This window comes from Acetivibrio saccincola (genome assembly GCF_002844395.1).
Classification (GTDB): Bacteria; Bacillota; Clostridia; order Acetivibrionales; family Acetivibrionaceae; genus Herbivorax; species Herbivorax saccincola.
Window position 1 is genome coordinate 1,903,401 of record NZ_CP025197.1, and the last position, 26,998, is coordinate 1,930,398.

Below are 26,998 nucleotides of genomic sequence, written 5' to 3' on the forward strand. Positions count from 1 at the left end.
TCCCAATCTTTTATAATTTTTCAAAATTAATTCTTTTGCTTCCCTTTTATTAATTTATAAATACAGTAGTTCCTTGAGATACATAATCATAAAACCATTTACTATCTTCCAGAGAAAGCCTGACACATCCTGCTGAAGCCCTTTTTCCCAGTGTATCGTCTATAATATTTTGATTAATATCCATTGATATACTGTGAAAAAGATAATCTCCAGAAAATCTTACCCAGTATTTTGCCCCGCTTCCTAATCTGTGTGAGTAAAACCAAGTACCTCTGTCCTGGATTTTATATGTACCTCTTATAGTCGGAGAATTATTTTTTCCTGTTGCACAAACCATGGTCCTTATAAGCCCTCACTTTCCTTTAGTACCAAGAAAAACATGGGTTAACTGTCTGTCAATATCAACCCATACAAGGTAGTGGGTATCGCTTGAAAGTCCAATATGGTTTACAAAAAATTCTATTTCTTCTTTCGTCATCCTATGTTCATTTGTTTTGGGTTCTTCCGGAATACTCAATGCTGTTTCTCTCACCCATCCTACCTTATCTCCTGATTTTACCTGATACCATATTTCACTGTAATCTCTTAAAATTTCTACTGTTTCTCCCTTTAGAAATGTTCCAATAAGGCCGCTTCCACGATGTTGATAATAATTTGTATCTTCAATAATCTCCCCATATACTGTGGATTCTTTAACTAAAGATAAAATTCTTTCTGTTTCATTAATTGCATCAGTTGCCGTTCCTTCTTCCTGCGTATCTTTTTCTTCTTCATATGTGCTTATTTGTACGCTGCCGGCAATATTTTTATTTGATAACACAAAATCATGTTCCTTTGCAATAACAATAACCGGATTTATGATTCTTTTGCTCATAATACCTGGAAGACCATATTTATAGATAAATTTATACAAATCAGACTCTAATAAAAATTTTCCGTTTTCATCACTAAATTTAATTGAATCTTTATAGAAAACATCTGAATTTTCACTTTCATTTGCATTAACATTTAAAGCAAGCAATAAAAATACAATGAAAAAAATAATGAAGCTGACTTTAAATGTTTTTTTCATAATGAATATTAACCCCCCTAAATATTAATTGCCCGTTTTCAAACTCCCCATATATACTTAATAACCTTCAAATATTGCCTGGCTTTTGGTATCTTAACTTTTTAAAATCATTTTCCGCCTTTAACAACCCTGATTTCTACTTCTTGTTTATCGAGTTTACTCTCAAGGAAAGTAACTTTTTCATAGGTTTGCTTATATCCGTCATATAATGCTTTTATGTCGTCTTTTAATTCCACTTCTAATTTTGTAAGCTGATTACCTAATTTTTTAACATCTGCATCAAGCCCATCTAATCTAAGGTCTATTCCATCTAATCTATTATCTACCCCGCCTAACTTTTCATCAATTCCGTCTAACCTATTATCTACCCCGCCTAACCTTTCATCAATTCCGTCTAACCTATTGTCTACCCCGTCTAACCTTTCATCAATTCCGTCTAACCTATTGTCTACCCCGTCTAACCTTTCATCAATTCCGTCTAACCTATTGTCTACCCCGTCTAACCTTTCATCAATTCCGTCTAACCTATTGTCTACCCCGTCTAACCTTTCATCAATTCCGTCTAACCTATTGTCTACCCCGTCTAACCTTTCATCAATTCCGTCTAACCTATTGTCTACCCCGCCTAACCTTTCATCAATTCCGTCTAACCTTTTTGTAATGTCTGAATACATTTTTGTTATCAATTCATAAATTTTTTCATCCAAACCCTAATTCACTCCTCTTAGAGTTATAAATTATTAATTTATTTTTACATTTATTTTATTTTACCATATTATCATTTTAATTGCTATCCTTTTTTAAATTATATATAGTAAAAAGCTTACATACAGTTTATCTATACAACCCTAAAGGGATTTAAACATGAACATTTACATTGGCTGTTTGTATCACGGTATATTTAGAATTAAACATTCCGGCCTCCATAATTTAATTTACTTAAAATTCCCTTCCTTTATACATTTTAACTGAAATCAGGTATGAAATTAATAGAATTATAAAGGATGCAGCCAGTAATCCTGACACTATTGCAATGTCAGACTGGTTTTTTAAAAAATTAATAATTTTCACGGCAAATGCACTTTCCGGTTTTGAAAAAAACTTAACTACATAAGGAGCGGCAAAGAATATTGAAAGAAACAATATCATGTTAAAAACCCTTGATTTAGTGAAACCTAATTTGAACATCAGCGGAAAAGATATTGAATTTAATAAACTGATGGCAAAAATAGCACTAATTATCGATTCAAGAGTCACAGGATATGTTTTTATATTGATATTAGATACTGAAACTAGTGAATTAACAGCAATAAACGCTAATGTTCCAATGGTAATATAGGCAAATAATGATATATACTTTGCCATTACTATATTTTTTCTCTTAATAGGAAGACTGTTTAACATAATATCCGATTTATTTTTATCATCATGGCCAAATGCTCCCATTACCATCAAATATGAAAAAGCAACAATTGCAGCGGTATAGGCATTCCCTTCCAGACCCTGAAATGCAAAAATAACAAATATCAAATAGATAAGTGCACCAATAAAGGTTTTCTTTTGTATAAGTATATCTTTAATTACAAGTCTAAGCATTTTTACCCCTCCTTGTATAATAAATCATAATATCTTCCAACGCAGGTTTTTCAATGATGACTTTGTCACCATATAATTTTTTGATTTTTTCCTTGTCTTGTACAAGGGCTTCAAAACCATATTGATTTTTCTTAATTCCTATGAATTCGCCTAAATTACTTTCAGAAACTAATTCCTTCGGCCCCTTCACCAGACCAAAGTTATCCAGTATATCATCTTTAGAAGTGCTAAAAACTATCTCTCCGTCATTTATAAATGTAATATAGTCAGCAATTTTATCCAGGTCTGAAGTAATATGAGTAGAGAAGAAAACCCCTTTGTTCTCGTCCTGAATTAAATCACTCAGTATATCCAAAAGTTCACTTCTTATCACCGGATCAAGTCCTGATGTAGGTTCATCCATAATTAAAAGTTCTGCATTATGTGACAGTGCAACAGCCAGTGAAAATTTCATTTTCATTCCTTTAGAAAGTTCCTTTATTTTTTTATTAACGGGAAGGCCAAAATCCTTAACATATTTATTAAAAGTGTCCTCATCCCAATCACTGTAAAAAGGGGCAATTATACTCTTCATTTCCTTAACGGTAATTTCATCATAATAGTAACTTTCATCCAATACAAACCCAATCTTGTTTTTCACTTCCACTTCATATTTAATGTTGTCTTTCCCAAATATATTTATCTCTCCGCCATCCCTGTTTATAAGATTTAATATAAGTTTAATGGTGGTACTTTTACCGGCACCGTTAGGACCGATAAATCCCATTATAAATCCTCTTTCGAGAGTAATGTTTATGTTCTTTAAACAAAAACCCTTAAACTCTTTCCTTAAGTTTTTTATTTCAAGAATGGGTGCCATGTCAATAATCCTCCTCATAAAATAGTTTTAACATTTCCAAAAGTTCATCAAAGGACAGGTCTATGGATTTTGCAGCATTTACTGCCTCCAAAAGCTTTTCTTCAACAATCCTGAGCCTTGACTCCCTTAATAGGTCCTTATTTTGTGCGGCAACATAAGTGCCCTTTCCGGGAACAACGGTTATAAACCCTTCTTTTTGCAATTCATCATATGCTCTTTTGGTTGTAATCACACTTATTTTTAACTCCTTTGCCAGGCTCCTTATAGACGGAAGAGCATCAGCCTCTTTTAGTACACCCTTTATGATATGGTCCTTTATCTGCGAAATTATTTGCTCATAAATGGGCTTTTCAGAGGAGTTTGAAATAATAATGTTCATTTTGGCTCCTTTCCAAAAGTTATTACTGTTTATACCGTATATATACAGTATAATTCATATAACACTCTTTTGTCAATGGATTTTTTTCAAAAATTAATAATATAATTTATATCTATAGTTTGAAATAATAATAAATTGGCTGTATAATGAAATTAATTGAGTTTTTTTATAAAAGCGGAGGTTTAAGTAAGATATGTGGAAAACAAGCCCTAAAAAAACAACCTTGTGTTTATGCCTGATACTTATATTCAATCTGGTTACAGGGTGTTTTTTTTCAAAAAAATCAAATGAGGAATTATATACTGAGGCAATTAACCATATAAAAGAAAAAGCATACCCCCAGGCAATGGGTATTTTAATGAAGCTGGGAGATTATAAAGACTCTGAAAATTTATTGGAACAAATACGGTATTTAATTGAAGGTTCTTATATATGTAACGGTACTTGGGCCGTGGGAGCCATTACAAAAGACGGCAGGGTGCAAATAGCCTATAAAGGTGATAATAACAAATATACCGGTACAGAATCATTGAATAATATAAAAGCCATATGTATGGGCGGTAATTCTGTTGAGGCTCTTACAAAGGACGGAAAAGTAATAACAACAAGTACCATTTCAAAAGAAGCATTGTTGAACTTTAAATCTGACATAACCAGGGAAATAGCCAATGTTATTGAAGAAGTATCCAGTTGGGACAATATAAAAGCATTTAAGGCAAACTATCCTCAATCTGCTGTTGCAGTTACCAATGACGGATTTGTTTATACAGCTTATCCTTTCCTCGGTAAAAAAGATGTTAAAGCAATTTCTAAGTGGAAAAATATAGTATCAATTGCAGACGGAATGGGTTATATAGCGGGTCTTAAAAAAAACGGTACTGTTGAATGTCGTGTTTTTTCTTATCCCGGAAAAATAAAAACATCAAAGTGGAAAAACATTGTTTCTATATCTGCAGGCGGCGACCTTATCGGTTTAAAAAAAGACGGAACCGTTGTATCTGCCGGTACAAACAAATTTGGAAGAGGAGAAGTATCCACCTGGAAAGACATAATTGCCATATCCAGCTGTGATATTTATACAATGGGTTTAAAAAGAGACGGTACTGTGGTTATAACTGAAGGTGCCACCGAAAGAAAAATAGATGTAAGTGACTGGACTGATATTGTAGCCATTGCAGCCGGTGAATATTTTGCCATAGGTTTAAAATCCGACGGCACAATGGTTTTATCAGGGGACTGCAGCCCTAGTGGTATTGAGACTCCTGATGTATTAAATATGAAGGATTTGTTTGTTCCGGAAATTATTATTAATTAGAGGTATTCTCCTAAAGGAGGTAAAAAATAACAAAACTATTACTTATACTGGTTATCATTTTACTGTCAGGTTGCAGCCTGAAAAATAATGAATCAGAAAACACGCATAATGAACAACAAGTTAATAATTTTAAATAAGTCTTACCGGGATAAAAAATTGTATGTTATATCAGAAGACGGGCAAAAAAAATATAAATACGTAAATGAAGTAGATTTATCCAATATGTACATGCAAAATATCTTGTTTGGAAATTTCGGTATTATTGAGGATTGGTATTCCTCAATTCCCGTATATGTTTTACAGGCGATTTTTATAGCATTAAGGAAACTCCAACAGAGCATCCATATTATGATGTCATTGGCTGGGATGAAAATTCATTTTTTCCAAACGTTATTATGACGATTCAGAAAATAATACGCTGTATTTATTTACAAACATAAAATTAGACTAATAGTATACCACATCATCCCAACAAAATCTTTCCGATATCCTGAGCTGAGGCTGCAATGAAATCTGCACCTGCTTTTTCTAGCTCTTCCTTGCTGCCAAATCCATACAAGACACCAATGGAACTTAAGCCCATTTCCTTTGCGCCTAAAACATCATACTCCCTGTCACCAATCATTACTGCCTTTGAAAAGTCTTTAATATCAGAAATTTCAACTGCATACTTCATAACATCGGATTTGGTAAGCCTTGTTCCGTCAAGGGTGCTTCCTGCAATGTGGGTAAAAAACTTAGCAATGCCAAAATCCTCTAATATTTGTTTTGCATATACTTCAGGTTTGGATGTTGCAATTATAAGAGTTCTGTTATCATCCTTTAATGCTTTTATTAAATCTTCAATCCCCGGATAGAGTGTGTTTTGAAATACACCCTTTTCCTTGTAGTGCTCACGGTAGTATTTTAGTGCTTCACCTGCTTTCTCTTTTGAAAAACCATAAAAGTTTTGGAAAGATTCTATTATAGGGGGACCGATAAATTTATACAATTCTTTTTTGTCACTGACTTTAATATTATATTTTTCAAGTGCATAGGCAACGGAACTTGTCACACCTTCTGAAGAGTCTATAATTGTCCCGTCTAAATCAAAGAATATATATTCATATCTCATATTAAATCCTCCTAAAGTTTATTTTTTAATACTATTTTAATTTCATAGCCAGTTGTTTACATGGTCCTCTGTACTGTGCAGCTCCCTTAACATTTTCTGTATATATTGCCTGCTGTGGGCAGTTGTTAAAACATGCCCAGCAATTCCTGCATTTAGACTTGTTAAAAGTAACTTTATCTTTTTTAAAAACAACAGCACCGTAGGTACATACTCTCCCACATTCACCACATTGGGTACATAACTTTGCATCCACATATTTTTTCCCTGTAATATCTTTCATTTTAGGTTTTATATACTTAGAAAGCAAAAATCCAATTACATTGGTTCTTATTTTAACTTCATCTACACTTCTCTCCTTTGAGATCCTGTCAATATACCCGTCTAACTTGTTTATAAAACAGTTAAATTTCCAAAACTCTTTAAAGTTTGGAGAGTCTTTAATCTTTTTCTTCTTTCTCGCCCTCTTAGGCGGATAACTGGTAGGAACGCGCAGGGAATGGGCAGCTATTATTTTAAATCCCTTTTCTCTTAATTTGGTATACATACACTTCTGGGTATTTCCACTAAAATGGGAATACGTATTAAATATAAAAGCATTTTTATTTTCTTGCTTATTTAAAGAATTTATAAAGCTTTCAAAAACCTCAGGCATCCCCCACCAATGAGTATATGTACCAAAACCTATAATATCATATTCATCTAAATTAAAATACCCGCCTTCTGAAATATTATAAAAGTCAAATTGGGCATTGCTTATATTTTTATCAATATATCTACTTGTAAGTTCAGTATTTCCCGTATTTGAACAATAACAAATTAGTCCCCTCATTTTATAAATCACCACTTTTTATATTAGCTATTAAATAATCCTTTAAAAATGTTTCACCTTCTAGTATAATTTTTTTTTGACAATATAACAAGCTATAATGCCAAAATAATTTGTAAACAATTTAAGCTATTGACAAAACACCGCTACTTAGTGTTAAAATATATATATGTAATTATTATTTTTTTATTGGAAGGTAGAATATGCGTAAATTTCCTATTTTCATGAGTGATGAAGAACATTGGCAGTACATGAAGGAAAACGGGGTACTCAAACTTTTTGTTATTAAGCCGTTTTATGTTTCCCTATTTATAGTTATAGCTATAGTAATTTTTAATTTTTTATTTGACTTGGCTACATTTGGGTTTAGTTACACTATAAAAATTTATACCAACAATTTTACCGATCAGTTGTCCAGAGTACTTCTACTATGGGTAATTATGTTCCTCATATGGGCAGTGGCAAATATTGCTTTTTGGATTTATTTTTCAGTTAAATTTAGAAATAAATCATAATTTTAAAAATTTTAATCTAAAGCTTCTTCAATTATTTTTATGTATTGCCGTACATTTTCATCATCTGTAGGAAAGCCATAATACCAGGGGTCAACTGCCTCGTGGGATTCCACAAAATATTTTGATTTTATTATTATTTCAGGTCTGTATTCAAAATGAAGTATGTCAGAATGAGACCATTTACCTCCCCATATAAAATTGTTATTCTCAAATATTTTTACAACATCCCTAGGGTAACTATCAAGTCTTTCCTGAGCCTGTTCCGGTGTTGCCCACTTCCAGTAATCCCTGCTGTCGCTTTTTAAATCCACTGCAATTGCAAAGGCATGGGGGCTTAATAAATTGGTACCTGCTATAAAACGATAGTTGTAAGTGCCGTTTACGGGAAATACATGCTGGTATATTTCAGGCTTTACCTTAAGCAGTTGATAAACTTCATCAATGGCTTTTTTAAGTGCTTTTGAAGCATTATTATTTTTATTGAATGCAAAGGCACTTCCCCCTATAAACACATTTTCAAGATTTGAACTTACCTCTTTTTCCGAACTGCCATAAACCTCCTTAAGTAAAGGATATACCCTGATGCGCCCCGGGTCTATATTTTTTTCCATTATCTCATAGGTATCCCATAAAGGGTATATATCCTCTAGCATATCCTGAAGATCTCCGTTATAAATTTTCTCGCTAAAGCTTTTTTCCCCTCTGTCATCATAAATAATTTCATTACCTGACTTCATCACAATGTAAACATTCCCGTCATCCTTTTTTCTTACACCTTCTATATGTTCAGGATAGGCCATCATCAAGGACAAAATATCCCTTTTCATAGTTCTTTCATATAAACTGAATTCAGTGTCTAAGATTTTCCCCTCACTGTCATTTAGCACTTTTCGGCTAAAAGCCGTAGAAAAGCCAAAGGATAATGATATTATTCCAATTATACAAAAGAAAACTTTTGCCCTATGCTTTGATAAATTCATTACCATTTTAATAAGTCCGTCCTTTTTACAAAAATTCTATTTATTTATATTCTTAAATACAATAATAAAATGCATAAAATATGGGAAAAGTAAAAATATAATACCAGTTACAAGGGAGGTTAATTTAAATCAAAACTAAATATAACAGCGGACTAAATCTGATTTTAAAATATGTAATATATGTGTCTCCTAAAGTAAAAGAAAAGCTTAAAAAGTATAAAAATAAATTAAAAACCACCAATGACAATGAGCTTAAAAAACAGGCATTATCCAGTATACATACAAAAAGTTTTCACTGTATAGGAGGAAGCATTTATGCCTTGTACCCGGATGCTGACTTTAGCTCTTCTATACAATTTATTTGCGCATTACAGACAATAAGCGACTATCTTGACAACCTTTGTGACAAAACCAAAATTTCAGATGAAAAGGCATTCCGCCATCTTCATTTATCCCTTTTAGATGCTACAGATACTTCATCTTTTTTTGGGGATTATTATAAATACTATCCCATAAAAGAAGACAGCAAATACCTTCATTACCTTGTTTCAGAGTGCAGGTCTTCCCTTTTAAACTTACATTCATATGAAAAAGCACTCCCCTACATAAAAAAATACGTAAACTTCTATTCAAATTTGCAAACCTTTAAACACCTCTCTATTGATGTAAGGGAAAAATACTTAATAAACTGGGGCAAAAAACATTTAATTAACTATCCTGAAATAAGTATATGGAAATTTTAGCTGCAACCGGATCAACTTTAGGTATTTTTGCTATGTATGCAGCATCCTACGACCCTTTTTTTAAAGAAGAAGATTTTTCATCTTTGGACAAAGCTTATTTTCCCTGGATTTGCGGTCTTCACATTTTACTGGATTACTACATTGACTATATGGAAGATTTAGAAGAAAAGCAGCTAAACTTCACTTTTTATTATAAAGACATAAAATTATGCGAAGAGAGGATAATATTTTTCTTAAAAAAATCTTTAGAAATGTGCAGCACTTTAAAATACCCTCTATTTCACAAAACAGTGGTAAAAGGCCTTCTTGCCATGTATTTATCAGATAAAAAAGCCTTTCAAAAACACAATAAAAAAGTAAGTACAAGCATTGTAAAAGAAGGAGAAAGTAGTACCGTATTTTACCACTGTACATGGTAAGTAAAGGCCTTATTCTGTTTCCACCTGCATTTAAAATGCTTGTGCACATATCCCTTATTTTCCCTCTGCTGTCTGAAAGGACATTTATAAGTTCAAGCTCTATCAACTGAATTTCAGGAATGGTTTTTGTATTAAAATTAAATTTTAAATAATCACTTTGATACTCATGCCTAATGGTTTCCATTTTTATCTCCTTTAAAAATATTTTGTATTATTTTAAAAAACACCTGCCATTTTTATTAATAAAAGATAAAAATAGTTTAACCATTAGTTTGATTTTTTATTATACTTTTTTAAATATAATGGAAGCGTTGTGTCCTCCAAATCCAAAAGAATTTGATAAAACAGCCTTTACTTTCTCTTCCCTTCCCCTATTTTCTACATAGTCCAAATCACATTCCGAATCCTTTTCCCTATAGCCTAAAGTCTCATGAATAAAACCGTCTTCTATTGATTTTACACACACTACGGCTTCCACGGCACCTGCCGCCCCTAAAAGGTGGCCTATCATGGACTTGGTGGAGTTTACCGGGATGCTGTATGCCAAATCCCCAAAAACTTCTTTTATCGCCATTGTCTCATACTTATCATTTAAAACGGTAGAGGTGCCGTGGGCATTTATATATGAAATGTCACAAGGACTCATTGAGGCGTCCGAAAGAGCTAATTCCATTGCCCTTGCAGCACCTTCCCCCAAAGGCGCAGGAGCTGTAAGGTGATATGCATCAGAGGTAAACCCGTAACCTGCAACTTCCGCATATATTTTTGCATTTCTCCTTAGCGCATGGGAATATTCTTCCAGTATCAAGACCCCTGCCCCTTCCCCCATTACAAAACCGCTTCTTTCCCTGTCAAAGGGTATGGAAGCCCTGGATTTATCTTCACTTAAAGTAAGTGCATTCATGTTTGTAAAGCCCGCCGCCATAAGAGGGTTTATGCATGCTTCACTTCCCCCGCATATAACTATATCCGCATAACCGTACTGTATACTCCTCATTGCTTCACCAATTGCATTTGCCCCCGCTGCACAGGCTGTTATAATTGCATTGCATATTCCTTTTGCACCAAATTCTATTGCTATGCTTCCTGCTAAAATATTTGAAAGGGATTTTGGAATCAAAAGAGGTGAAACCATGTTCATCCCGCCGGTGTGTAAATTAATTGTCTCTTTTACTATTGTGTTTATTCCGCCAACCCCGTTTCCCATTACAACACCAAGTCTTCTTTTATCAATATCAGAAGGAGAAAGACCTGCGTCAATAAAGGCTTCTCTTGCCGCAATTATTCCAAATTGACAAAAACGGTCGCTTCTTAATATCTGCTTTTTGCTAAAATGGTCTTCAAGCTTTAAATCTTTTACTTCTGCAAAAAGTTTTGCCTTTGTATTTTTTACGTCAAAAAGAGTAGGATAGTCAATGCCACAAACACCTTTTTTAACACTGTTCCAAAAATCCTCTGCATTGTTTCCAATGGGAGTAACTGCACCAACACCTGTTACAACAACCCTTCGTTTCATTTAACCTGCCCTTTCGCACATTTAATTTGTCCTTCTACGTATTTTACTATATCCTCAACAGTTTCAAAATTTAAAACATCCTGCTGGTCAATGTCTATTTTGTACTTATTATCCAGCGACAAAACTACCTGGGATATGTCAAGGGAATCAGCATCCAATTCATCATAAAGATGGCTCTTTAATGAAACCTCATCTTCCGGCAATCCCATAACATCTATTAATATTTTTTTAACTTCATCAAATACCATATAAAAAAACCTCCTGCTTTTACATTTAATCTTATTTATTTAAACTTCTCTATATAAAGTGCTTTATATCTAAACCAACTTATAAATAATGCATTTTAATTTTATACTTTTTAATTTTATACTTTAAATTTAACATCATCTTCTGTCTAAACTATATTTGCCTAAACTATATTATCTTTAAAGTATATTATATTGTCAACCTATTTTTAGTTTTTGGTTGACAATCTTTTTTTATTGTTATATTTTATAATTGTCGCTCTTTATACTAGTGCTATTTTATTTAGGAGGATTTTTTTGGAGTATATTAATGAGATTTTATCTAATTTAAAGAAAAACAATAAATACAGGGGAGAATTTAAAAAACTTCAGTCACCCCAAAAAGAAAAAGTTGTTATAGACGGAAGGGAAATAATTCTACTTGGTTCTAACAATTATTTAGGTCTTTGTGACCACAAAGAAGTAAAAAAAGCCTCTATGGAAGCAATAGAAAAGTATGGGGTGGGTGCAGGAGGATCAAGGCTTACAACAGGTTCATACACACTCCATAGTATGCTGGAGGAAAAAATCAAAGATATTAAAGGCACCCAAAAAGCATTGGTGTTTAATACCGGCTACATGGCCAATTTAGGAATTATACAAGCCCTTTGCAATAAAGACTGGGTTATATTTTGCGATAAATATAATCATGCAAGCATTTTAGACGGCTGCCTTTTAAGCGGGGCCAAGTTTTTAAGATACAGGCACTGTGATATGGATGATTTGTCTTATAAGCTGGAAAATTTTAAAGGAAAGTGCAACTTAATTGTTACAGACGGGGTATTCAGCATGGACGGTGATATTGCCCCTTTAGATAAAATTGTGGAAATTTCAAAAAAGCACAACGCCGTTATAATGGTAGACGATGCCCATGGATTTGGGGTTTTAGGAAAAGACGGGGCAGGGACTGCCTCATATTTTGGAGTAAACAGTGAAATTCATATTCACATGGGAACATTAAGCAAGGCTGTAGGCTCAATAGGAGGCTATGCCGCTTCAGAAGAATACTTTATTGAGTACTTTAAAAATTTCTCCAGAAGTTTTATTTTCTCAACGGCGCTTCCTCCTTCATCCGTTGCAGCCTCCATTAAAGCCCTGGATATTATAAAAAACGAACCTTTAAGAAGGCAGCGGCTTTTGGAAAACTCACACCGGTTTAAAATGGAGCTTAAAAATTTAGGATTTAAAATCCCGGACACAGTAACCCCCATAATACCCGTAATTGTGGGAGATGAAGAAAAGACACTGGAATTTTCCCGGCAGCTTTTATATGACAGGATATACATTCCTGCAATAAGACCTCCTACGGTGCCAAAAGGAAGCAGCAGGCTCAGGATTTCAATTACTGCAGCCCATGCCTGGGAGGATTTGGAGTATGTGATAGAAAGGCTTAAAACTACAGGCAGAAAGCTGGGGTTGATTTAAGATGACAAGACATATGGTTGTGCTTACAGGTTGGGCTGTAGGTAAATTTCCCTGGAAAACTTTATTTGGCCTTTTGGAAAAACATTTTGAAATTACATTTGTGGACTGGGATGACGTTTTTTCAATAGATGGTTTTAAGAAAAAAGTCCTACACATAATAGATGATAAAATAAAAGGCGGTAAAAATTTTACCCTTATGGGCTGGTCCTTAGGCTCTATGGTAGCAGTGGAAATTGCACAAATTCTTTATAAAAGAATTGATAATTTAATATTGATAAGCGGCACTTTAAAATTTGTAAATGATAAAGACGACATTTATACCGCCCTTTGGTCAAAAGATACCATAGATAAAATGATTTATATGCTAAAAAGCGATAAAGACAGCACTTTAAATAAATTTTACAAAAACTTTTTTTCTAAAACTGAAAAAAGAGACGGACATTATGAAAGATTTATGAAAGAAATAAAATTTCATAAACCTTGCTGCAATATAAATTCACTTATATGCGGCCTTGAATATCTTAAAAACACGGATTTAAGGGAAATTTCCCTTCCCCTCTCCCCTCTTGTTATACACGGGGACAGGGACGTTATTTGTCCGTACAAATCAAGTGAGTACATAAAAGAAAAATTTAAAAATGCAAAATTGGTAACATTGCAAAATACAGGGCACATACCCTTTTATACCGACCCTAGTAAGCTTTATGAAATAATAAAAAGACATTAAGAGGTCAGAGAATTATGATTGATAAGGAAAAATTAAAAAGAAGGTTTAGCAGAAATGCAAATCAATATGATAAATATGCAAAAGTACAAAAAAAGATGGGGGATGTTTTAATTGAAAAAATAAAATCCACCAAATGCCGGTACAAAAACATACTTGAAATAGGCTGTGGGACAGGATATGTTACAACGGCTTTATTTGAGCTTTTTAAAGACTCAAATATAACCGCCGTTGACATTGCACCAGGCATGATAAACCACGTAAAATCCAAATTATTAGATAAAAGAGTAGAATTTATCTGTGCCGATGCAGAAGAAATGGATTTTGATAAAAAATATGACCTTATTATATCAAATGCCACATTCCAGTGGTTTAATAATTTAGAAAACACTTTAAAAAAGCTGGCAGATACTCTGGCTCCTGGTGGCTTTATGTGCTTTTCAACCTTTGGGAAAAACACTTTTACAGAGCTTAAAAAGTGCTACCAAAAGGCAAGTGTATACTTTGGCATAAAAGATACCATTTACTCAAGCCAGCCCTTTTTATCCCTTGAGGACTACAAAAAAATATGCAGCAGTATATTTAATGAAAAATTTACCCTTTCTTTTATGGAGACCTATGAATATGAGTATTTTAACTGCTGCAAAGACTTTCTTTACTCAATTAAAAAAATAGGTGCAAATAACAGCCAAAAAAACATAATAAAAGTCCCTCTGGACTTTATTGACAAAGTAATTGACATATATGATAAGGACTTTAAAAAAGACGGCAAAGTTGCAGCAACATATCACAGCTTGTTTGTTTTTATTTCTAAAAATGCAGTATAAAGCTTAAAAATATTTTAAATTAAATGTATTTGGAGGTACAAATTATGAAAGAGTTTATTTTAAATCTAAAGGATAGAATACTAAAAGGTGAAAGCATTGCTTTTGATGAAGCTTTAAAACTTATAAAAATAGATGAAAATGACACCTGTTCCCTTAATGTTTTATTTGAATCTGCCAATGAAATACGTGAAAATTTGGTGGGAAAAAAAGCTGACCTTTGTATAATTTTAAATGCCAAATCAGGAAGATGCTCTGAAAACTGCAAATTCTGTGCCCAATCCGCCCATTACAACACAGGGGTTTTAGAATATGATCTTTTGGAATACTCCGAAGTTTTGGAAAAAGCTTTGGAAGCTAAAGAAAACGGTGTCCACAGGTTTTCACTAGTTACCAGCGGAAAAGGGGTTGATAAAGATGAGGATATTGAAAAGCTAGCTAAAATATATGAAAGGCTTTCAAAGGACGTAGGTATAGAACTTTGTGCATCCCATGGCATTTTAACCTACCGGCAGGCAAAAACACTTAAAGAGGCAGGAGTTATTACCTACCACCACAATGTGGAAACAAGCAAAAACCATTATAAAAACATATGCACCACCCATACCTATGAAGACAGGGTAAAAACAATAGAAAATGCCAAAAAAGCAGGGCTGCACGTATGCTGCGGCGGGATAATAGGAATGGGTGAAAGCTTAGAAGACAGGATAAATATGGCCTTTGAAATAAAAAGCCTTGGTATAAAATCAGTACCTGTAAATGTCCTGACCCCCATTAAAGGAACCCCTCTTGAAAATTTAGAAGTATTGTCGCCTATGGAAGTTTTAAAAACCATGGCTGTTTACAGATTTATACTCCCTGACTGCTACATCAGGTATGCAGGAGGCAGAATGGCACTAAAAGACAAGCAAGCCCTTGGCTTTAAAGCCGGAATAAATGCAGCACTTACCGGCAACTACCTCACTACAACAGGAAGTGATGTAAAAAAGGATAAAGCCATGATAATGGAGGCAGGATTTACTATATAGAAATTATCAATATAGAAATTATCAATCTAAGTTTGGATAAAGTTTATAGCAATTATCAAATTCAGACTTTTATCAGGGTTATAGTATTATTAAATTTATATTTATAACAGGATTTATATTAATTATAAAATCCAAACTATAAAAAAGGAGATTTAAAAATGGGAAAAGGCATATTCATTGCAGGAACTGATACAGGTGTTGGAAAAACCTTCATCACTGCAGGCTTAAACTATTGTTTTCAAAAGGCAAACTATAAATGCTGCTCTTTTAAGCCTGTACAGTCAGGAGGAATAGAAAAAAACGGCTCCCTTATACCAGGGGATATAGAATTTGTAAAAAAACTAACCGGTATTGATGAACCTTATGAAAAATTAAACTGCTACTGCCTGAAGGAAGAAGTTTCGCCACATTTAGCCGCTGAATTAGAAGGTGTTGAAATTGACACAAATAAGTTATTGGAAAGCTTTAATTATTTAAAAGAAAAATATAACTATACACTGGTGGAAGGTGCCGGAGGCTTAATTGTCCCCATAATAAGGGATAAATATTATATGTACCACCTTATAAAAGATTTAAATCTGCCTGTTTTACTTGTGGCAAGGGCAGGTGTGGGAACAATAAACCACACGGTCCTTTCTTGTGAATTTGCAAAAAACACTGGCATCAAAATTAAAGGAATAATTATAAACGGCTATACCAATACATTTTGTGAAAAAGATAATATAGATATAATTGAAAAAGCTACAGGAATTCCTATAGTTTCTGTAATGCCTCAGATAAATGTATATGATTTTTCTCACTTAAAAAGCTACTATAAAAAACATATTGAATTAGATAAAATAATAAGCTTATGTTTTTGATGAAGATTTTAAGATGTAAATTTTAAAAGAAAAGGAATGATTTTAAAATGGATGAAATGAAGAGTTTACAGGAAAAGGACTTAAAATACATATGGCACCCCTGCTCCCAGATGAAAGACTATGAGGAGTTCCCCCCTATTGTAATTAAAAGAGGGGAAGGTGCTTATTTAGAAGATATAAACGGAAAAAGGTATTTAGACGCAGTGTCATCCTGGTGGGTAAACCTTTTTGGCCACTCCAACAAGCGCATTAATGAGGCTTTGTACAGGCAGGCAAACAAATTGGAACATGTGATTTTTGCAAATTTCAGCCATGAGCCGGCTATTGAACTTTCTGAAAGAATTGTAAATATTCTTCCTGAAGGCCTTAACAAAGTGTTTTTTGGGGATAACGGTTCTTCCGCCGTTGAAATTGCATTAAAGCTAAGTTTTCAATACCACCAGCAAACCGGGAAAACAAAAAAAGTGCGCTTTTTAGCCTTAACTGATGCCTACCATGGTGAAACAATAGGGGCTCTTTCTGTGGGAGGGATTGATTTATACAGTAAAATCTATAAACCTTTATTACTTGATGTCATACGTTCCACTGGTCCTGACTGCTACCGCTGCAAATTTAATAAACACAGAGAAAGCTGCAGTGCAGAATGCTTTACATTTATTGAAGAAGATGTTAAGAAAATGCATGAAGAAATAAGCGCCATTATTGTAGAACCTTTAGTTCAGTGTGCTGCAGGAATGAAAATATACCCTCCCGTATACCTTAAAAAGCTTAGGGCACTTTGTGATAAATACCACATTAACCTTATTGCAGATGAAATAGCCGTTGGATTTGGGCGGACAGGCAAAATGTTTGCATGTGAACATGCCGGAATTTCCCCGGATATAATATGCCTTTCTAAAGGTCTTACAGCAGGTTACATGCCTCTTTCCTTAGTGGTTATGACAGATGAAATATACAATGCCTTTTATGACGACTACCTCAAAATGAAGGCATTTTTACACAGTCACAGCTACAGCGGCAATCCTTTAGGATGTGCTGTTGCAATTGAATCTTTAAATATATTTGAGGATGAAAAAATACTGGAAAAAAACAGCCAAAAACAAGCTTATCTTAAAAATAAGGCGGAAAAAGAGCTCCTAAATATCCCATACGTTGGAGAATACCGGCAAATGGGTATGATAGGTGCAATTGAACTTGTAAAAGACAGAAAAACGAAAGAGCCTTTTGAGTCTGAAAAAAGGGTTGGATACAATATATATAAAAAAGCTCTTAAAAAAGGCGTTATTTTAAGACCTCTGGGAAACATAATATATTTTATGCCCCCTTATGTTGTAGAAAATAAAGATATTGACTTTATAGTAAGGGTATGTAAAGAGTCTATAAATGAGTATTTTAAAGAAATATAAAGTAGTTGTTAATATATAGTGGTTATATTAATTATATGTATCATATTATATAAAGCTTCTGTATTTTTATTATATTATAAAAGACAGGTACATTATAATACCTGTCTTTTATGTATAACACATTGTATTTTAATTAAGTCTCATTTGTTCCATCCACATCTGTTATTTCATTTGCTCCATTTTCTTCATTTGTTTCAACTACATTTTCTTCATGGGATTCATTAACTTTATTAACTTCACTTACTTCATTTACATTATTCTCTTCAACATCTTCTTTTGGTGCCATTTTCCTGTACTTTTCCAATCTTTCAAAATCGCTTATAGGGTTTCGGTCAACCCGTACTTCTTCTAATGAAGTAAAATTATCTAAAATACTTATGTCCGAAACTAAATTGTTATATATATCTAGTTTTCTTAAATTTGTAAATCCCTCTAAAGGACTTATATCCAAAATCTTATTATTGTGAAGTGAAAGTTCATAAACATTGGTTAAACCCTCTAAACCATAAATATCAGTTATCTGGTTGTCATTTAGCTCAAGGGTAACTAAATTGGATAAATTGCTAAGGGAACTTACATCTACAATGTCGTTTTCCGCAAGAACTAAAGTCTTTAAAGAAATTAGTCCGCCTAAAGGAGTAATGTTTTTAATCCGGTTTCCTTTAAGATTTAGATTTTCTAAAGAAGTTAACTTACCAATGGCTTCTATATCGTCAATAAAGTTATAACTTAAATCCAGCTCTTTTAAATTGGCCATTTCTTCTAAAGCACCTATATTTGTAATTTGATTTTGGGATAAATTTATGTATGTTAAATTGGTCAGCTTTCTAATTGGGCTTAAATCCCTTATGTAGTTGTTGCTTAAATCCAGTTTTTCTAAGTTTGTAAAGAACTCTAAGCCATCAAGATTTTGGATTGAAGAATTGCTAAAATCTAAAGCTTTTATTTGGGATACATCAGTATCAAATATAACCCCTGTTTTTTTGTTTATTTTTTCCCTGATTTTATTTTCTAAGTTTTCGTCTGAAAAATCAATAAGACCTGCCTTCTTTTTAATGACAGATACATTGCCTTCATCAAAAAAATCTTCAACCTCGTCTATTCCGATTTTTCCGTCCTTAACCTTAACTGCAATAAACCCTGGATAGTCTGCAGTATCAGGTTCTACAATTGCGGTAGTTGCTCTGTCACCTTCTATAAGGTAATTTTCATAATAAAAAGTTGTTGCTAAAACTGTTCCTCCCATAAGTACAATAACCAATAAAACAAATAAAACGGTTTTTAAAACCTTTCTATTTTTCTTTGGCGCATTCACACCCGGATTGTACACTTCTGAAAGAATGGAATTGCTTTCCTGCTGCTTTGTCATAGTGAATCATCCTCCTTAAATACAATATAATTACCCCTTGATATAGCTTATACTTACCCCTTGGAATACAAACTAAAACTTTTAGACAAAAATTTTCTAGTGAGACAAAAAAAGAAGTAGTTTTTTGATTTTACAACCTATCATTGGTACAAAATCCTGTCTTATGTTTTTATTGTACCATAAATACTGCTAATTCACAATAAATTATTCAAAAAATAACAGGGTAAATATATTTTTTTTATAAATATATTTTTTATATTTTATCATTTTAAATTTAAATCTTCATGGGATTTTTCTACAATGTTTTTAGCATCAAAAGAAGTGGTTCCTTCTGTTTTAGAAAGGTATGCTAAAAACTCAATATTCCCCTCAGGACCTTTAATTGGGGAAAAGTCAAGACCTTTTATTTTAAGGCCGCATTCTATGGAAAAACCTAAAATATCCTCTATAACTTCCCTATGGGTATCCTTATCCTTTACCACCCCGTTTTTTCCTACCTTGTCCTTTCCTGCTTCAAACTGAGGCTTTATAAGGCATAATATTTCCCCGTCTTCTTTTAAAAGATCCACTGCCACAGGTATCACTTTTTTTAAAGAGATAAAGGATACATCTATTGCTGCGAAATCTGCTAAAACCCCTATTTGGTCCCTTGTTACATATCTTATATTTGTTCTTTCCATACACACTACACGTTCATCATTTCTAAGTTCCCAGGCAAGCTGACCGTAGCCTACATCAACGGCAAATACTTTTTTTGCACCGTTTTTCAGCATACAGTCGGTAAACCCGCCTGTTGAAGCCCCTATATCAATGGCAACTTTTTCATTTAAATCTATTTTAAAAACTTTTATTGCCTTTTCTAATTTCAGCCCGCCCCTGCTTACATAAGGATGGACATTTTCTTTTATAAAAATTTTAGAATCTATACCAACCTTAGTACCAGGTTTATCTACCTTTTCACCGTCTACAAATACTACACCCGCCATTATTGAACTTCTGGCTTTTTCCCTGCTGTCAAAGTACCCTTTTTGAACAAGGAGTACATCCAGCCTCTCCTTTTTCAAATTAAATTCCCTCCACAACTATATCTTTTACACTGTACCTGTTAAACATTTTCATCACAGAGTTAAAAATTGATTTTGCATCCAGTCCGAACATTTTTTCCAATTCTTTTTTAGAACCATGGCAAATAAACCTGTCAGGGTATCCAAATATTTTTGTTTTAACATTTATGCCGCTTTCATTTATAATCTCAAGTATTCTGCTTCCAAAACCACCTTCAACGGTATTGTCTTCAATGGTTACAATCTTTCCCGTTTTAATTGCAGAATTAATTATGGGCTTTGGATTAACAGGTTTTATAAACCGTGAATAGATAACATCTGCCGATAAATCCATTTTTTCCAGCAAAGCCGCAACTTCCATGGCAACTTCCACTTTATTTCCCACAGCTATTATTGAAACATCCTTCCCTTCCCTTAAAATAAGGGACTGCCCTAATTCAATACCGGGACTTTCAAATAATTTATGAGACCCACTCCCTCTGGGATACCTTATTGCTATAGGTCCGTCAAAGTCTTCTATGGCAAATTTCATCATCTTTCTAAGCTCATTGTAATCACATGGTGCCATAATGGTCATATTGGGAATATGCCTTAAAAAAGATATGTCATATATACCCTGGTGGGTTTCCCCATCCTCTCCTACAATACCTGCCCTGTCAATGGCAAAAACAACATGTAATTTTTGAATTGCCACATCGTGAAGTACCTGGTCATATGCCCTTTGTAAAAAAGACGAATATACGGCAAACACAGGCACCAAGCCATTTCTGGCAAGCCCTGCTGCAAATGTCACTGCATGCTGCTCGGCAATCCCCACATCAAAAAATCTTTCAGGAAACTTTTTAGAAAATGCATCCAAACCTGTCCCGTTTGGCATTGCAGCGGTAATAGCGACAACCTTTTTATTTTTCTCTGCAATTTCAACTAATTCTTCCCCAAAAATATTAGAATATCCAGGTCCTCCATTGGAAATAACTTCTCCTGATTCTATTTCAAAAGGTGCAATCCCGTGGAATATATCCGGATTTTCCTCTGCATGGTTATATCCCTTGCCTTTTTGAGTACAAACATGTATAAAAACCGGTCCCTTAATACTTTTTGCTTTTTTAAATACATTTTCCAGTTCTTCTATATTATGACCGTCAATTGGTCCTATGTACTTAAATCCAAGTTCTTCAAAAATTATTCCCGGCATTATCATATATTTTATAGAGCCCTTAACCCTGTCAAGAGCTTTTACTGCACTTTTCCCTATTGCCGGAATTTTGTTTAATATAATGTCAATATCCTCTTTTACTTTGTAGTAAAAAGGCTCTGTTCTTATTTTACTTAAATATTTTGAAAGACCCCCTACATTTTTAGATATGGACATTTCATTGTCGTTTAGTACAACAATAAGGTCGTTAAAGGATCTTCCTGCGTCATTTAAGGCTTCAAATGCCATACCCCCTGTAAGGGCACCATCACCTATCACTGCAATAACTGAATACTTTTCTTTTTTTATATCCCTGGCCTTTGCAATCCCCAAAGCAGCGGAAATAGATGTGCTGCTGTGGCCTGTATTAAAAGCATCGTGAGGGCTTTCGTTTACTTTAGGAAAACCCGACAGCCCGTTTAACTTCCGCATGGTATCAAACTTATTTTTTCTCCCGGTAATAATTTTATGTACATAGCACTGATGACCCACATCCCATATAATCTTATCACGGGGTGTATCAAACACCCTGTGAAGAGCCAGGGTAAGCTCAACTACTCCTAAATTAGGTGCTAAATGTCCTCCTGTTTTTGATATCTTCTCTATTAAAAAAGACCTTATTGAAGAAGCAAGTCCTTTTAACTGTTCATAATTAAGACTTTTCAAATCTTCAGGAGAATTTACACAATCCAATATATTTTCCAACTAGCTTTCATCTCACTTTCAAACTTTTAAAATTTATTTTTTAATTTTTAAAAGTTAGTATATAAATTTAAAAATTTTTATGATTTCCTTCCGGATAAAACACTTAAGGCTATAGCCACTTTGTATGTGATGTAATTGTTGTATTTTAATGCAAAAGTTTTCCCAATTGCCTTACCTCCTATTGTAGCCGCTGCTACAAGACCTGTCAAACTAAATCCTGCAACAGCCGCTGTTGTCAAACTTGCCGTTTTAGATATGGTTATGATAATGTAACTACTTGCAGCCCCGCTTATAACACCGCAAATATCCCCTATAACATCATTGCAGATGGTGGAGGCTTTATTTGCACTTCTTATAAGTTTAATTGCCTGTTTTGCACCATAAAGTTTTCTAGACGCCATAGAATGAAAGGGGGCTTCTTCTGCAGTTGTTATTGCTATACCTATTATATCAAAAATTATCCCTATTATTATTATAATTAATAATATTAAAAAAGAACTGGCAAGTCCCGCACTTTCCAATATAGTGGAAGAAATGTTAGATAATGTTGCAGATAGAAAAAAAGTTAGTAAGACGATGAATGTAACCCACTTGGCGTTTTCCTTTTTAGAAACAGTTGAAGCATTTGGTTTGAACTTTATTTTTTTATTATTGGCTTTAGTTGCTTTATTGGAATTTTTACTGTTATTAGAATTTCTAGTGCTATTAGTGTTTCTACTGTGTTCATCCACTTAAACTGCCTTCCTCCTAATGTAAATTTATGTAGATAACAGGATGGAAATATGCTGGGTAAATTTTGCGGCTTAGGTCAAGCTTGATTTCCACAGGACCCACTGAATGTCGCCAGTTCAGCGGTTTCCCTTTAAGGGTCCAGCCATATTGTTTCCAAATATGGGGCCTGACTACCACTTAGTCCACACTTCAATCCCCAGCATACCTCTTTTAAGAACAGTCTAGGAGATTTCCTCAACAGTCTTACCGGTTCTAGCCTCTTTTGCAATGTTGGTTTCAAACTGCATTAGCGCATAAGTACCGGCCAATACTTACGCACCTGACGGTTATCCGCCAACACCACTCAAGGCAGGCTACGCTGTTCACAGCACTTTACGTACCGCAAAACAGGTTTACTCCCTACCCGTAGGCAACAAATTTATTTGTTTATCCCACGGCATAGGGTCTCCACGGTAGAGGGGACAGCATCCGCATGCCCTTGCAGAGTGCCCCTAAACCTTAACTCCCAGCATCAGCCCATCACTGGGCGTAACAAGCCAACACCAGGAACTTCATCGATGTGCCCTTAACGGATTTTTAGCCCCGTCTTCGAAACCGGCAGTACTGACTAGAATACTGCTCCATCCTGTTTGTCCCTAAACTTTGTGTGAAAAGAATTATATCACATTTAAATATTTCTCGCAACTGACATATAATCTCAATTTTCAAAATTCTCTTCTTTTATTGAACCGTCCTCTTTTTCTATTAATATTGTTATTTTTCTTTCCATTTCATCAAGAATTTTACTTAAGTTTTTTGAAAGCTCCACACCCTTTTGAAAAACTTCAATGGAGGTCTCTAAAGGCATTTCACCCTTTTCCAAATCTTCTACGATTTTTTCCAATTCATTCATTGACTGTTCAAAAGTCTTCTTTTCTTTACCCATATATTTATTCACCTTCCAAAAAATTATAAAGGAAAAAATTACTCTTTTGAAAGAACCTTTGAAATTATCTTTCCGTCTTTTAGACTAATTTCAATTTCATCTCCAATATCCACATCTTCAATTGATTTTATAAAGCTTCTTTTTTCATTAGACTTTAAAAGACCATAACCTTTTGACAATACCGCCAAAGGGCTTAATGTATCAAGCTTTCCAACTAAGAGACTAAATTTTGCTTTTAATCTTTCATGTTTAGTCAAGACAGCCTTCCTTAAATCCCTGTTTAATATGTCCAGCTTCATTCTCTCCTGGTATATCCTGTCATAGGGCTGCCTTAATGCAGGTGAATTTTGAATTTTTAAAAGCCGCTCCCTTTTTAATTTCAAATTACCTTTAAGGGAGTTACCAAGCCTTAAATTCAGCTCCTTTATCCTGTTTTCAATTGCAATTCTTTCCGGAATAACCAGCTCCGCTGCAGCTGAAGGGGTTGGTGCCCTCACATCTGCAACAAAATCCGCAATTGTATAATCAGTCTCATGTCCCACTGCAGATATAATTGGTATAGAAGACTCAAAAATACTCCTTGCAACTTCCTCGGTATTAAAAGGCCATAATTCTTCTAATGAACCCCCACCCCTTGCAATTATTATCACATCCACACATTTTAGCTGGTTAAACCTTAATATACCTTTGCTAATCTCCTTTTCTGCCCCTTCTCCCTGCACCCTTACAGGATATATCTTTACACTGGTATTATAAAACCTTCTGTCTAATACATTAATTATATCCCGTATTACAGAACCTGTGGAGGATGTCACCACTCCTATATTTTGAGGCAAAAAAGGTATTCTTTTTTTGATTTTCTCATCAAACAGCCCTTCATTAAACAACTTTTTCTTAAGCTGTTCAAAAGCTATATGTAAATTGCCGGTACCGTCATTCTGCATTTCCTGGGCGTACAGCTGGTACTGCCCGTCCCTTTCAAAAACAGAAATATAGCCTCTTATTATGACTTTCATTCCATCTTCAGGTATGAATTTAAGACTTGAATTGCAGCTTCTGAACATTACACATTTTAGAAGGCTGTTTTCATCCTTCAGGGTAAAATACATATGTCCCGAAGAATGATGTTTAAAATTGGATATTTCACCTCTGATCCAGAGATTTGAAAGTATAAAATCCTTTGAAACAAGTTCCTTTATATACCTGTTTATTGCCGTGACAGTTAAAATATTGTTATTTTGGGTATGAAGTAAATTCATATAATTTCACCTTAGCTTAATTTTCCTCATTCTCTTTGCTCCCAACAGGCAAAGGGCTGTTTTTTTGGAACCTTCCTAAAATCCCGTTTACAAATGCACCACTTTCTTCCCCGCTGTAGTTTTTTGCAAGTTCAACAGCTTCATTTATGGATACATTAAGGGGTATGTCATCCCTGAAAACAATTTCATAAATTGCAAGCCTTAAAATTGACAAATCAACTTTAGATATTCTGGACAGTTTCCACCCTTTTGAATATTTTTCAATAGCCCTGTCTATTTTTTCTTTATTCCTGTGTACTCCATATAGCACATCAGTTATATACTCTAAGTTTTCCTTTTTAAATTTATGCCGGGCTAAAAAATCTTCAACTTGCCCTTCTATAGGTTCCTTCCTTATTTCAAACTGATATAAAAGCTTCATAGCCATTTCTCTTGCAGCTCTTCTTCCTATTAACAGTTTTTATACCTCCCCAAAACTGTATTTTAAAATAAACCTTTATGTATCTTGTATTATCTATATGTACCTGGTGGTAGTATGCGGTCTAAAAGATTTTTTATGTAATCCTTATCATTGGAAATCTTTTTTCCTATATAATAACCTGCCAGAACACATATTGCAATAAAAATTGTTTTTAAAAATCCAACTAACAATACAGTTACCGAAAAAATCAAACCTCCAAGAGCGCCATTTATCTCTCCGAAATGTGAACGGTAAAAAGCTAAAATTTTCTCCTTATTCACTGCCCATGCCTCCATTATTCAACTCTTGATCTATAACCTGTATATATATTTTCCACAAACACCTTTACATCATCTACCAAAATACCTGAAGTCTCTTCAACAGACTTTTTAACTCTTTTTTGTATATCCTCCAGAAGGGCCGGAATGTTAATGTCAGGCATTACAACTACCCTTATATGTACAGAAACATTTTCACCTGTTCTCTTTACATAAGCTTTTGAATCCCTTACACCATTATTTCTCCTTGATGCTGCAAGGGCTATATTTTCAATGGTGTTTAGTGATATTTTTACCTCTCCTATTTTATTAAACCTTGTTATAGACTTTCTGTTTCTCTCACTTCTCACTCCTGAAAGTAAAAACATAAGGCTTAAACCAAAAAATATCAGTTCTACTATAAAGAGCAGGATAACCGACGCCTTATTGCTTAAAACAGTTTTTTCTAAAAAATTTGTGATATTTATAAACATTTCTTTATTTAGAGTCACAATCATTAAAATGAGAGAAATAACTGTGAGACAAAAAGCATAAAAAGCAAGCAAAATCCTGAAAAAAATATTCATAGGCTTACTACCACCCCTTTTTTATCTTATGTTTCCAATACCCACTTACATTATATTTTATTTTAGAAAAAAAATAAACCCTACAGGGGTTATTATTTTATTTTTTCCAATAAACATTTTTAACATACCTGTTATATAATTACTTAACCCTTGCAACTTCTTCTGCCAAATCTTTTTTGAAGTCCTTTTCTATATTGACACCTTGTATGTGAATATTAACTTCTACAACATCAAGCCCGGTCATTGTCTCAACAGCTTCTTTTACCCTTTCTTGAATATCCCATGAAACATCCGGTATCCTGCACCCATATTCAACGATAATATAAAGGTCAATTGCTGCTTCTTTGTCACCCACTTCCACCTTTACACCTTTAGACAAATTTTTTCTCCCCAGCATTTCGGCAATACCGCCTGCAATCCCGCCGCTCATACCTGCAACACCGGGAACATCCATAGCAGCAATACCTGCAATTATTGCAACTACCTCTTCGGAAATCTTTATTTCCCCTACTTCATTCAGCTTGCTTTGTATGCTGTTTTGTTCTGTTCCTTCCATATTA

29 protein-coding genes and 1 pseudogene are annotated in these 26,998 nt (G+C 34.0%); 9 read left to right on the forward strand and 21 right to left on the reverse strand.

The genetic code is table 11. The annotated features are described in order from the left end of the window. Positions 1-49: 49 nt before the first annotated feature. The 6 genes from HVS_RS08485 to HVS_RS08510 all read right to left on the reverse strand — a co-directional run bounded on the left by HVS_RS08485 (position 50) and on the right by HVS_RS08510 (position 3,906). On the reverse strand, positions 50-337 hold the full coding sequence (locus tag HVS_RS08485; RefSeq protein ID WP_101301207.1) for a L,D-transpeptidase: 288 nt from the start codon (positions 335-337) through the stop codon (positions 50-52). Between the two features lie 15 nt (positions 338-352). Continuing rightward, on the reverse strand, positions 353-1,072 hold the full coding sequence (locus tag HVS_RS08490; protein ID WP_101301209.1) for an SH3 domain-containing protein: 720 nt from the start codon (positions 1,070-1,072) through the stop codon (positions 353-355). A 107-nt stretch (positions 1,073-1,179) separates the two neighbouring features. Then, a complete protein-coding gene (locus HVS_RS16770; RefSeq protein ID WP_207654769.1) occupies positions 1,180-1,779 on the reverse strand; it encodes a GumC domain-containing protein in 600 nt (199 codons plus the stop codon). A 232-nt stretch (positions 1,780-2,011) separates the two neighbouring features. After that, positions 2,012-2,668, reverse strand: a complete 657-nt coding sequence (locus HVS_RS08500) for an ABC-2 transporter permease (RefSeq protein ID WP_101301211.1) — start codon at positions 2,666-2,668, stop codon at positions 2,012-2,014. Further along, entirely contained in the window at positions 2,661-3,527 is an 867-nt protein-coding gene (locus HVS_RS08505) for an ABC transporter ATP-binding protein (protein WP_101301213.1), read from the reverse strand. The genes HVS_RS08500 and HVS_RS08505 overlap by 8 nt, the downstream gene beginning before the upstream one ends. 1 nt (position 3,528) lies before the next feature. Further along, the gene (locus HVS_RS08510) at positions 3,529-3,906 is read right to left on the reverse strand and encodes a GntR family transcriptional regulator (protein WP_101301215.1); all 378 of its coding nucleotides are present in this window, start codon (positions 3,904-3,906) and stop codon (positions 3,529-3,531) included. Positions 3,907-4,099: 193 nt separating this feature from the next. On the opposite strand from HVS_RS08510, the gene HVS_RS08515 reads away from it, so the two are divergent. Further along, positions 4,100-5,221: an RCC1 domain-containing protein gene (locus tag HVS_RS08515; protein ID WP_101301217.1), complete on the forward strand. Its 1,122-nt coding sequence runs from the start codon at positions 4,100-4,102 to the stop codon at positions 5,219-5,221. 463 nt (positions 5,222-5,684) lie between these two features. Here the strand turns inward: HVS_RS08515 and HVS_RS08525 are convergent, their stop codons facing one another. Beyond that, positions 5,685-6,335 (reverse strand): HAD family hydrolase, encoded by a 651-nt coding sequence (locus tag HVS_RS08525; protein WP_101301221.1) that lies wholly within the window; start codon positions 6,333-6,335, stop codon positions 5,685-5,687. A 31-nt stretch (positions 6,336-6,366) separates the two neighbouring features. Then, the gene (locus HVS_RS08530) at positions 6,367-7,164 is read right to left on the reverse strand and encodes an EFR1 family ferrodoxin (protein ID WP_101301224.1); all 798 of its coding nucleotides are present in this window, start codon (positions 7,162-7,164) and stop codon (positions 6,367-6,369) included. A gap of 200 nt (positions 7,165-7,364) precedes the next feature. Here HVS_RS08530 and HVS_RS08535 point away from each other — a divergent pair, with 200 nt between their 5' ends. Beyond that, positions 7,365-7,676 carry a hypothetical protein gene (locus HVS_RS08535; protein ID WP_101301228.1) on the forward strand — a complete coding sequence of 104 codons (312 nt, stop codon included), beginning with the start codon at positions 7,365-7,367 and terminating at the stop codon, positions 7,674-7,676. Between the two features lie 11 nt (positions 7,677-7,687). Here the strand turns inward: HVS_RS08535 and HVS_RS08540 are convergent, their stop codons facing one another. Then, complete coding sequence (locus HVS_RS08540; RefSeq protein WP_101304172.1) at positions 7,688-8,656, reverse strand: M15 family metallopeptidase; 969 nt, start codon at positions 8,654-8,656, stop codon at positions 7,688-7,690. Between the two features lie 182 nt (positions 8,657-8,838). On the opposite strand from HVS_RS08540, the pseudogene HVS_RS17195 reads away from it, so the two are divergent. Beyond that, positions 8,839-9,818 (forward strand): annotated as a pseudogene (locus HVS_RS17195) (tetraprenyl-beta-curcumene synthase family protein). Positions 9,819-10,101: 283 nt separating this feature from the next. On the opposite strand, the gene fabF reads toward HVS_RS17195, so the two are convergent. Next, a complete protein-coding gene (fabF, locus tag HVS_RS08555; RefSeq protein ID WP_101301238.1) occupies positions 10,102-11,334 on the reverse strand; it encodes a beta-ketoacyl-ACP synthase II in 1,233 nt (410 codons plus the stop codon). After that, complete coding sequence (locus tag HVS_RS08560) at positions 11,331-11,582, reverse strand: acyl carrier protein (RefSeq protein ID WP_101301242.1); 252 nt, start codon at positions 11,580-11,582, stop codon at positions 11,331-11,333. The genes fabF and HVS_RS08560 overlap by 4 nt, the downstream gene beginning before the upstream one ends. Before the next feature lie 294 nt (positions 11,583-11,876). Between HVS_RS08560 and bioF the strand changes: the two genes are divergently transcribed. From bioF to bioA, 6 genes are all read left to right on the forward strand, one after another. Next, positions 11,877-13,043 carry an 8-amino-7-oxononanoate synthase gene (bioF, locus tag HVS_RS08565; RefSeq protein ID WP_101301247.1) on the forward strand — a complete coding sequence of 389 codons (1,167 nt, stop codon included), beginning with the start codon at positions 11,877-11,879 and terminating at the stop codon, positions 13,041-13,043. Position 13,044: 1 nt separating this feature from the next. Beyond that, positions 13,045-13,770 (forward strand): alpha/beta fold hydrolase, encoded by a 726-nt coding sequence (locus HVS_RS08570; RefSeq protein ID WP_101301251.1) that lies wholly within the window; start codon positions 13,045-13,047, stop codon positions 13,768-13,770. Positions 13,771-13,784: 14 nt separating this feature from the next. Then, the gene (gene bioC, locus HVS_RS08575; protein WP_101301254.1) at positions 13,785-14,594 is read left to right on the forward strand and encodes a malonyl-ACP O-methyltransferase BioC; all 810 of its coding nucleotides are present in this window, start codon (positions 13,785-13,787) and stop codon (positions 14,592-14,594) included. Positions 14,595-14,638: 44 nt separating this feature from the next. Continuing rightward, the gene (gene bioB, locus HVS_RS08580) at positions 14,639-15,619 is read left to right on the forward strand and encodes a biotin synthase BioB (RefSeq protein WP_101301256.1); all 981 of its coding nucleotides are present in this window, start codon (positions 14,639-14,641) and stop codon (positions 15,617-15,619) included. A 158-nt stretch (positions 15,620-15,777) separates the two neighbouring features. Continuing rightward, complete coding sequence (gene bioD / locus HVS_RS08585) at positions 15,778-16,479, forward strand: dethiobiotin synthase (RefSeq protein ID WP_101301259.1); 702 nt, start codon at positions 15,778-15,780, stop codon at positions 16,477-16,479. Between the two features lie 56 nt (positions 16,480-16,535). Then, complete coding sequence (gene bioA / locus HVS_RS08590; protein ID WP_101304174.1) at positions 16,536-17,885, forward strand: adenosylmethionine--8-amino-7-oxononanoate transaminase; 1,350 nt, start codon at positions 16,536-16,538, stop codon at positions 17,883-17,885. A 133-nt stretch (positions 17,886-18,018) separates the two neighbouring features. Here the strand turns inward: bioA and HVS_RS08595 are convergent, their stop codons facing one another. The 10 genes from HVS_RS08595 to HVS_RS08640 form a co-directional block, all read right to left on the reverse strand. Further along, entirely contained in the window at positions 18,019-19,254 is a 1,236-nt protein-coding gene (locus tag HVS_RS08595; RefSeq protein WP_101301261.1) for a leucine-rich repeat domain-containing protein, read from the reverse strand. A 263-nt stretch (positions 19,255-19,517) separates the two neighbouring features. Further along, on the reverse strand, positions 19,518-20,318 hold the full coding sequence (locus HVS_RS08600) for a TlyA family RNA methyltransferase (RefSeq protein ID WP_101301263.1): 801 nt from the start codon (positions 20,316-20,318) through the stop codon (positions 19,518-19,520). A 1-nt stretch (position 20,319) separates the two neighbouring features. Further along, on the reverse strand, positions 20,320-22,206 hold the full coding sequence (dxs, locus tag HVS_RS08605) for a 1-deoxy-D-xylulose-5-phosphate synthase (protein ID WP_101304176.1): 1,887 nt from the start codon (positions 22,204-22,206) through the stop codon (positions 20,320-20,322). Between the two features lie 89 nt (positions 22,207-22,295). Continuing rightward, on the reverse strand, positions 22,296-22,949 hold the full coding sequence (locus HVS_RS08610; protein WP_242971535.1) for an Mg2+ and Co2+ transporter CorB: 654 nt from the start codon (positions 22,947-22,949) through the stop codon (positions 22,296-22,298). A 698-nt stretch (positions 22,950-23,647) separates the two neighbouring features. Further along, a complete protein-coding gene (gene xseB / locus HVS_RS08615) occupies positions 23,648-23,875 on the reverse strand; it encodes an exodeoxyribonuclease VII small subunit (protein ID WP_101301265.1) in 228 nt (75 codons plus the stop codon). A 38-nt stretch (positions 23,876-23,913) separates the two neighbouring features. Further along, the gene (gene xseA, locus HVS_RS08620) at positions 23,914-25,134 is read right to left on the reverse strand and encodes an exodeoxyribonuclease VII large subunit (protein ID WP_101301267.1); all 1,221 of its coding nucleotides are present in this window, start codon (positions 25,132-25,134) and stop codon (positions 23,914-23,916) included. A 16-nt stretch (positions 25,135-25,150) separates the two neighbouring features. Next, positions 25,151-25,585, reverse strand: coding sequence for a transcription antitermination factor NusB (nusB, locus tag HVS_RS08625; protein WP_101301269.1), 435 nt, complete (start codon positions 25,583-25,585; stop codon positions 25,151-25,153). A 59-nt stretch (positions 25,586-25,644) separates the two neighbouring features. Then, positions 25,645-25,875: a DUF2273 domain-containing protein gene (locus tag HVS_RS08630; RefSeq protein WP_169926540.1), complete on the reverse strand. Its 231-nt coding sequence runs from the start codon at positions 25,873-25,875 to the stop codon at positions 25,645-25,647. A 14-nt stretch (positions 25,876-25,889) separates the two neighbouring features. Continuing rightward, a complete protein-coding gene (gene amaP / locus HVS_RS08635) occupies positions 25,890-26,438 on the reverse strand; it encodes an alkaline shock response membrane anchor protein AmaP (RefSeq protein ID WP_101301274.1) in 549 nt (182 codons plus the stop codon). 139 nt (positions 26,439-26,577) lie between these two features. After that, positions 26,578-26,994 (reverse strand): Asp23/Gls24 family envelope stress response protein, encoded by a 417-nt coding sequence (locus HVS_RS08640; protein ID WP_101301277.1) that lies wholly within the window; start codon positions 26,992-26,994, stop codon positions 26,578-26,580. Positions 26,995-26,998: the final 4 nt, after the last annotated feature.

Coding starts and splice junctions, on each gene's coding strand:
- HVS_RS08560 (WP_101301242.1), bottom strand. CDS start 11,582: ATGGTATTTGATGAAGTTAAAAAAATATTAATAGATGTTATGGGATTG.
- HVS_RS08530 (WP_101301224.1), bottom strand. CDS start 7,164: ATGAGGGGACTAATTTGTTATTGTTCAAATACGGGAAATACTGAACTT.
- HVS_RS08540 (WP_101304172.1), bottom strand. CDS start 8,656: ATGAATTTATCAAAGCATAGGGCAAAAGTTTTCTTTTGTATAATTGGA.
- xseB (WP_101301265.1), bottom strand. CDS start 23,875: ATGGGTAAAGAAAAGAAGACTTTTGAACAGTCAATGAATGAATTGGAA.
- fabF (WP_101301238.1), bottom strand. CDS start 11,334: ATGAAACGAAGGGTTGTTGTAACAGGTGTTGGTGCAGTTACTCCCATT.
- HVS_RS08595 (WP_101301261.1), bottom strand. CDS start 19,254: ATGACAAAGCAGCAGGAAAGCAATTCCATTCTTTCAGAAGTGTACAAT.
- HVS_RS08490 (WP_101301209.1), bottom strand. CDS start 1,072: ATGAAAAAAACATTTAAAGTCAGCTTCATTATTTTTTTCATTGTATTT.
- HVS_RS08570 (WP_101301251.1), top strand. CDS start 13,045: ATGACAAGACATATGGTTGTGCTTACAGGTTGGGCTGTAGGTAAATTT.
- bioD (WP_101301259.1), top strand. CDS start 15,778: ATGGGAAAAGGCATATTCATTGCAGGAACTGATACAGGTGTTGGAAAA.
- HVS_RS08505 (WP_101301213.1), bottom strand. CDS start 3,527: ATGGCACCCATTCTTGAAATAAAAAACTTAAGGAAAGAGTTTAAGGGT.
- bioC (WP_101301254.1), top strand. CDS start 13,785: ATGATTGATAAGGAAAAATTAAAAAGAAGGTTTAGCAGAAATGCAAAT.
- HVS_RS08525 (WP_101301221.1), bottom strand. CDS start 6,335: ATGAGATATGAATATATATTCTTTGATTTAGACGGGACAATTATAGAC.
- amaP (WP_101301274.1), bottom strand. CDS start 26,438: ATGAATATTTTTTTCAGGATTTTGCTTGCTTTTTATGCTTTTTGTCTC.
- HVS_RS08510 (WP_101301215.1), bottom strand. CDS start 3,906: ATGAACATTATTATTTCAAACTCCTCTGAAAAGCCCATTTATGAGCAA.
- HVS_RS08500 (WP_101301211.1), bottom strand. CDS start 2,668: ATGCTTAGACTTGTAATTAAAGATATACTTATACAAAAGAAAACCTTT.
- HVS_RS08515 (WP_101301217.1), top strand. CDS start 4,100: ATGTGGAAAACAAGCCCTAAAAAAACAACCTTGTGTTTATGCCTGATA.
- HVS_RS08535 (WP_101301228.1), top strand. CDS start 7,365: ATGCGTAAATTTCCTATTTTCATGAGTGATGAAGAACATTGGCAGTAC.
- HVS_RS08640 (WP_101301277.1), bottom strand. CDS start 26,994: ATGGAAGGAACAGAACAAAACAGCATACAAAGCAAGCTGAATGAAGTA.
- bioA (WP_101304174.1), top strand. CDS start 16,536: ATGAAGAGTTTACAGGAAAAGGACTTAAAATACATATGGCACCCCTGC.
- xseA (WP_101301267.1), bottom strand. CDS start 25,134: ATGAATTTACTTCATACCCAAAATAACAATATTTTAACTGTCACGGCA.
- bioB (WP_101301256.1), top strand. CDS start 14,639: ATGAAAGAGTTTATTTTAAATCTAAAGGATAGAATACTAAAAGGTGAA.
- HVS_RS08485 (WP_101301207.1), bottom strand. CDS start 337: ATGGTTTGTGCAACAGGAAAAAATAATTCTCCGACTATAAGAGGTACA.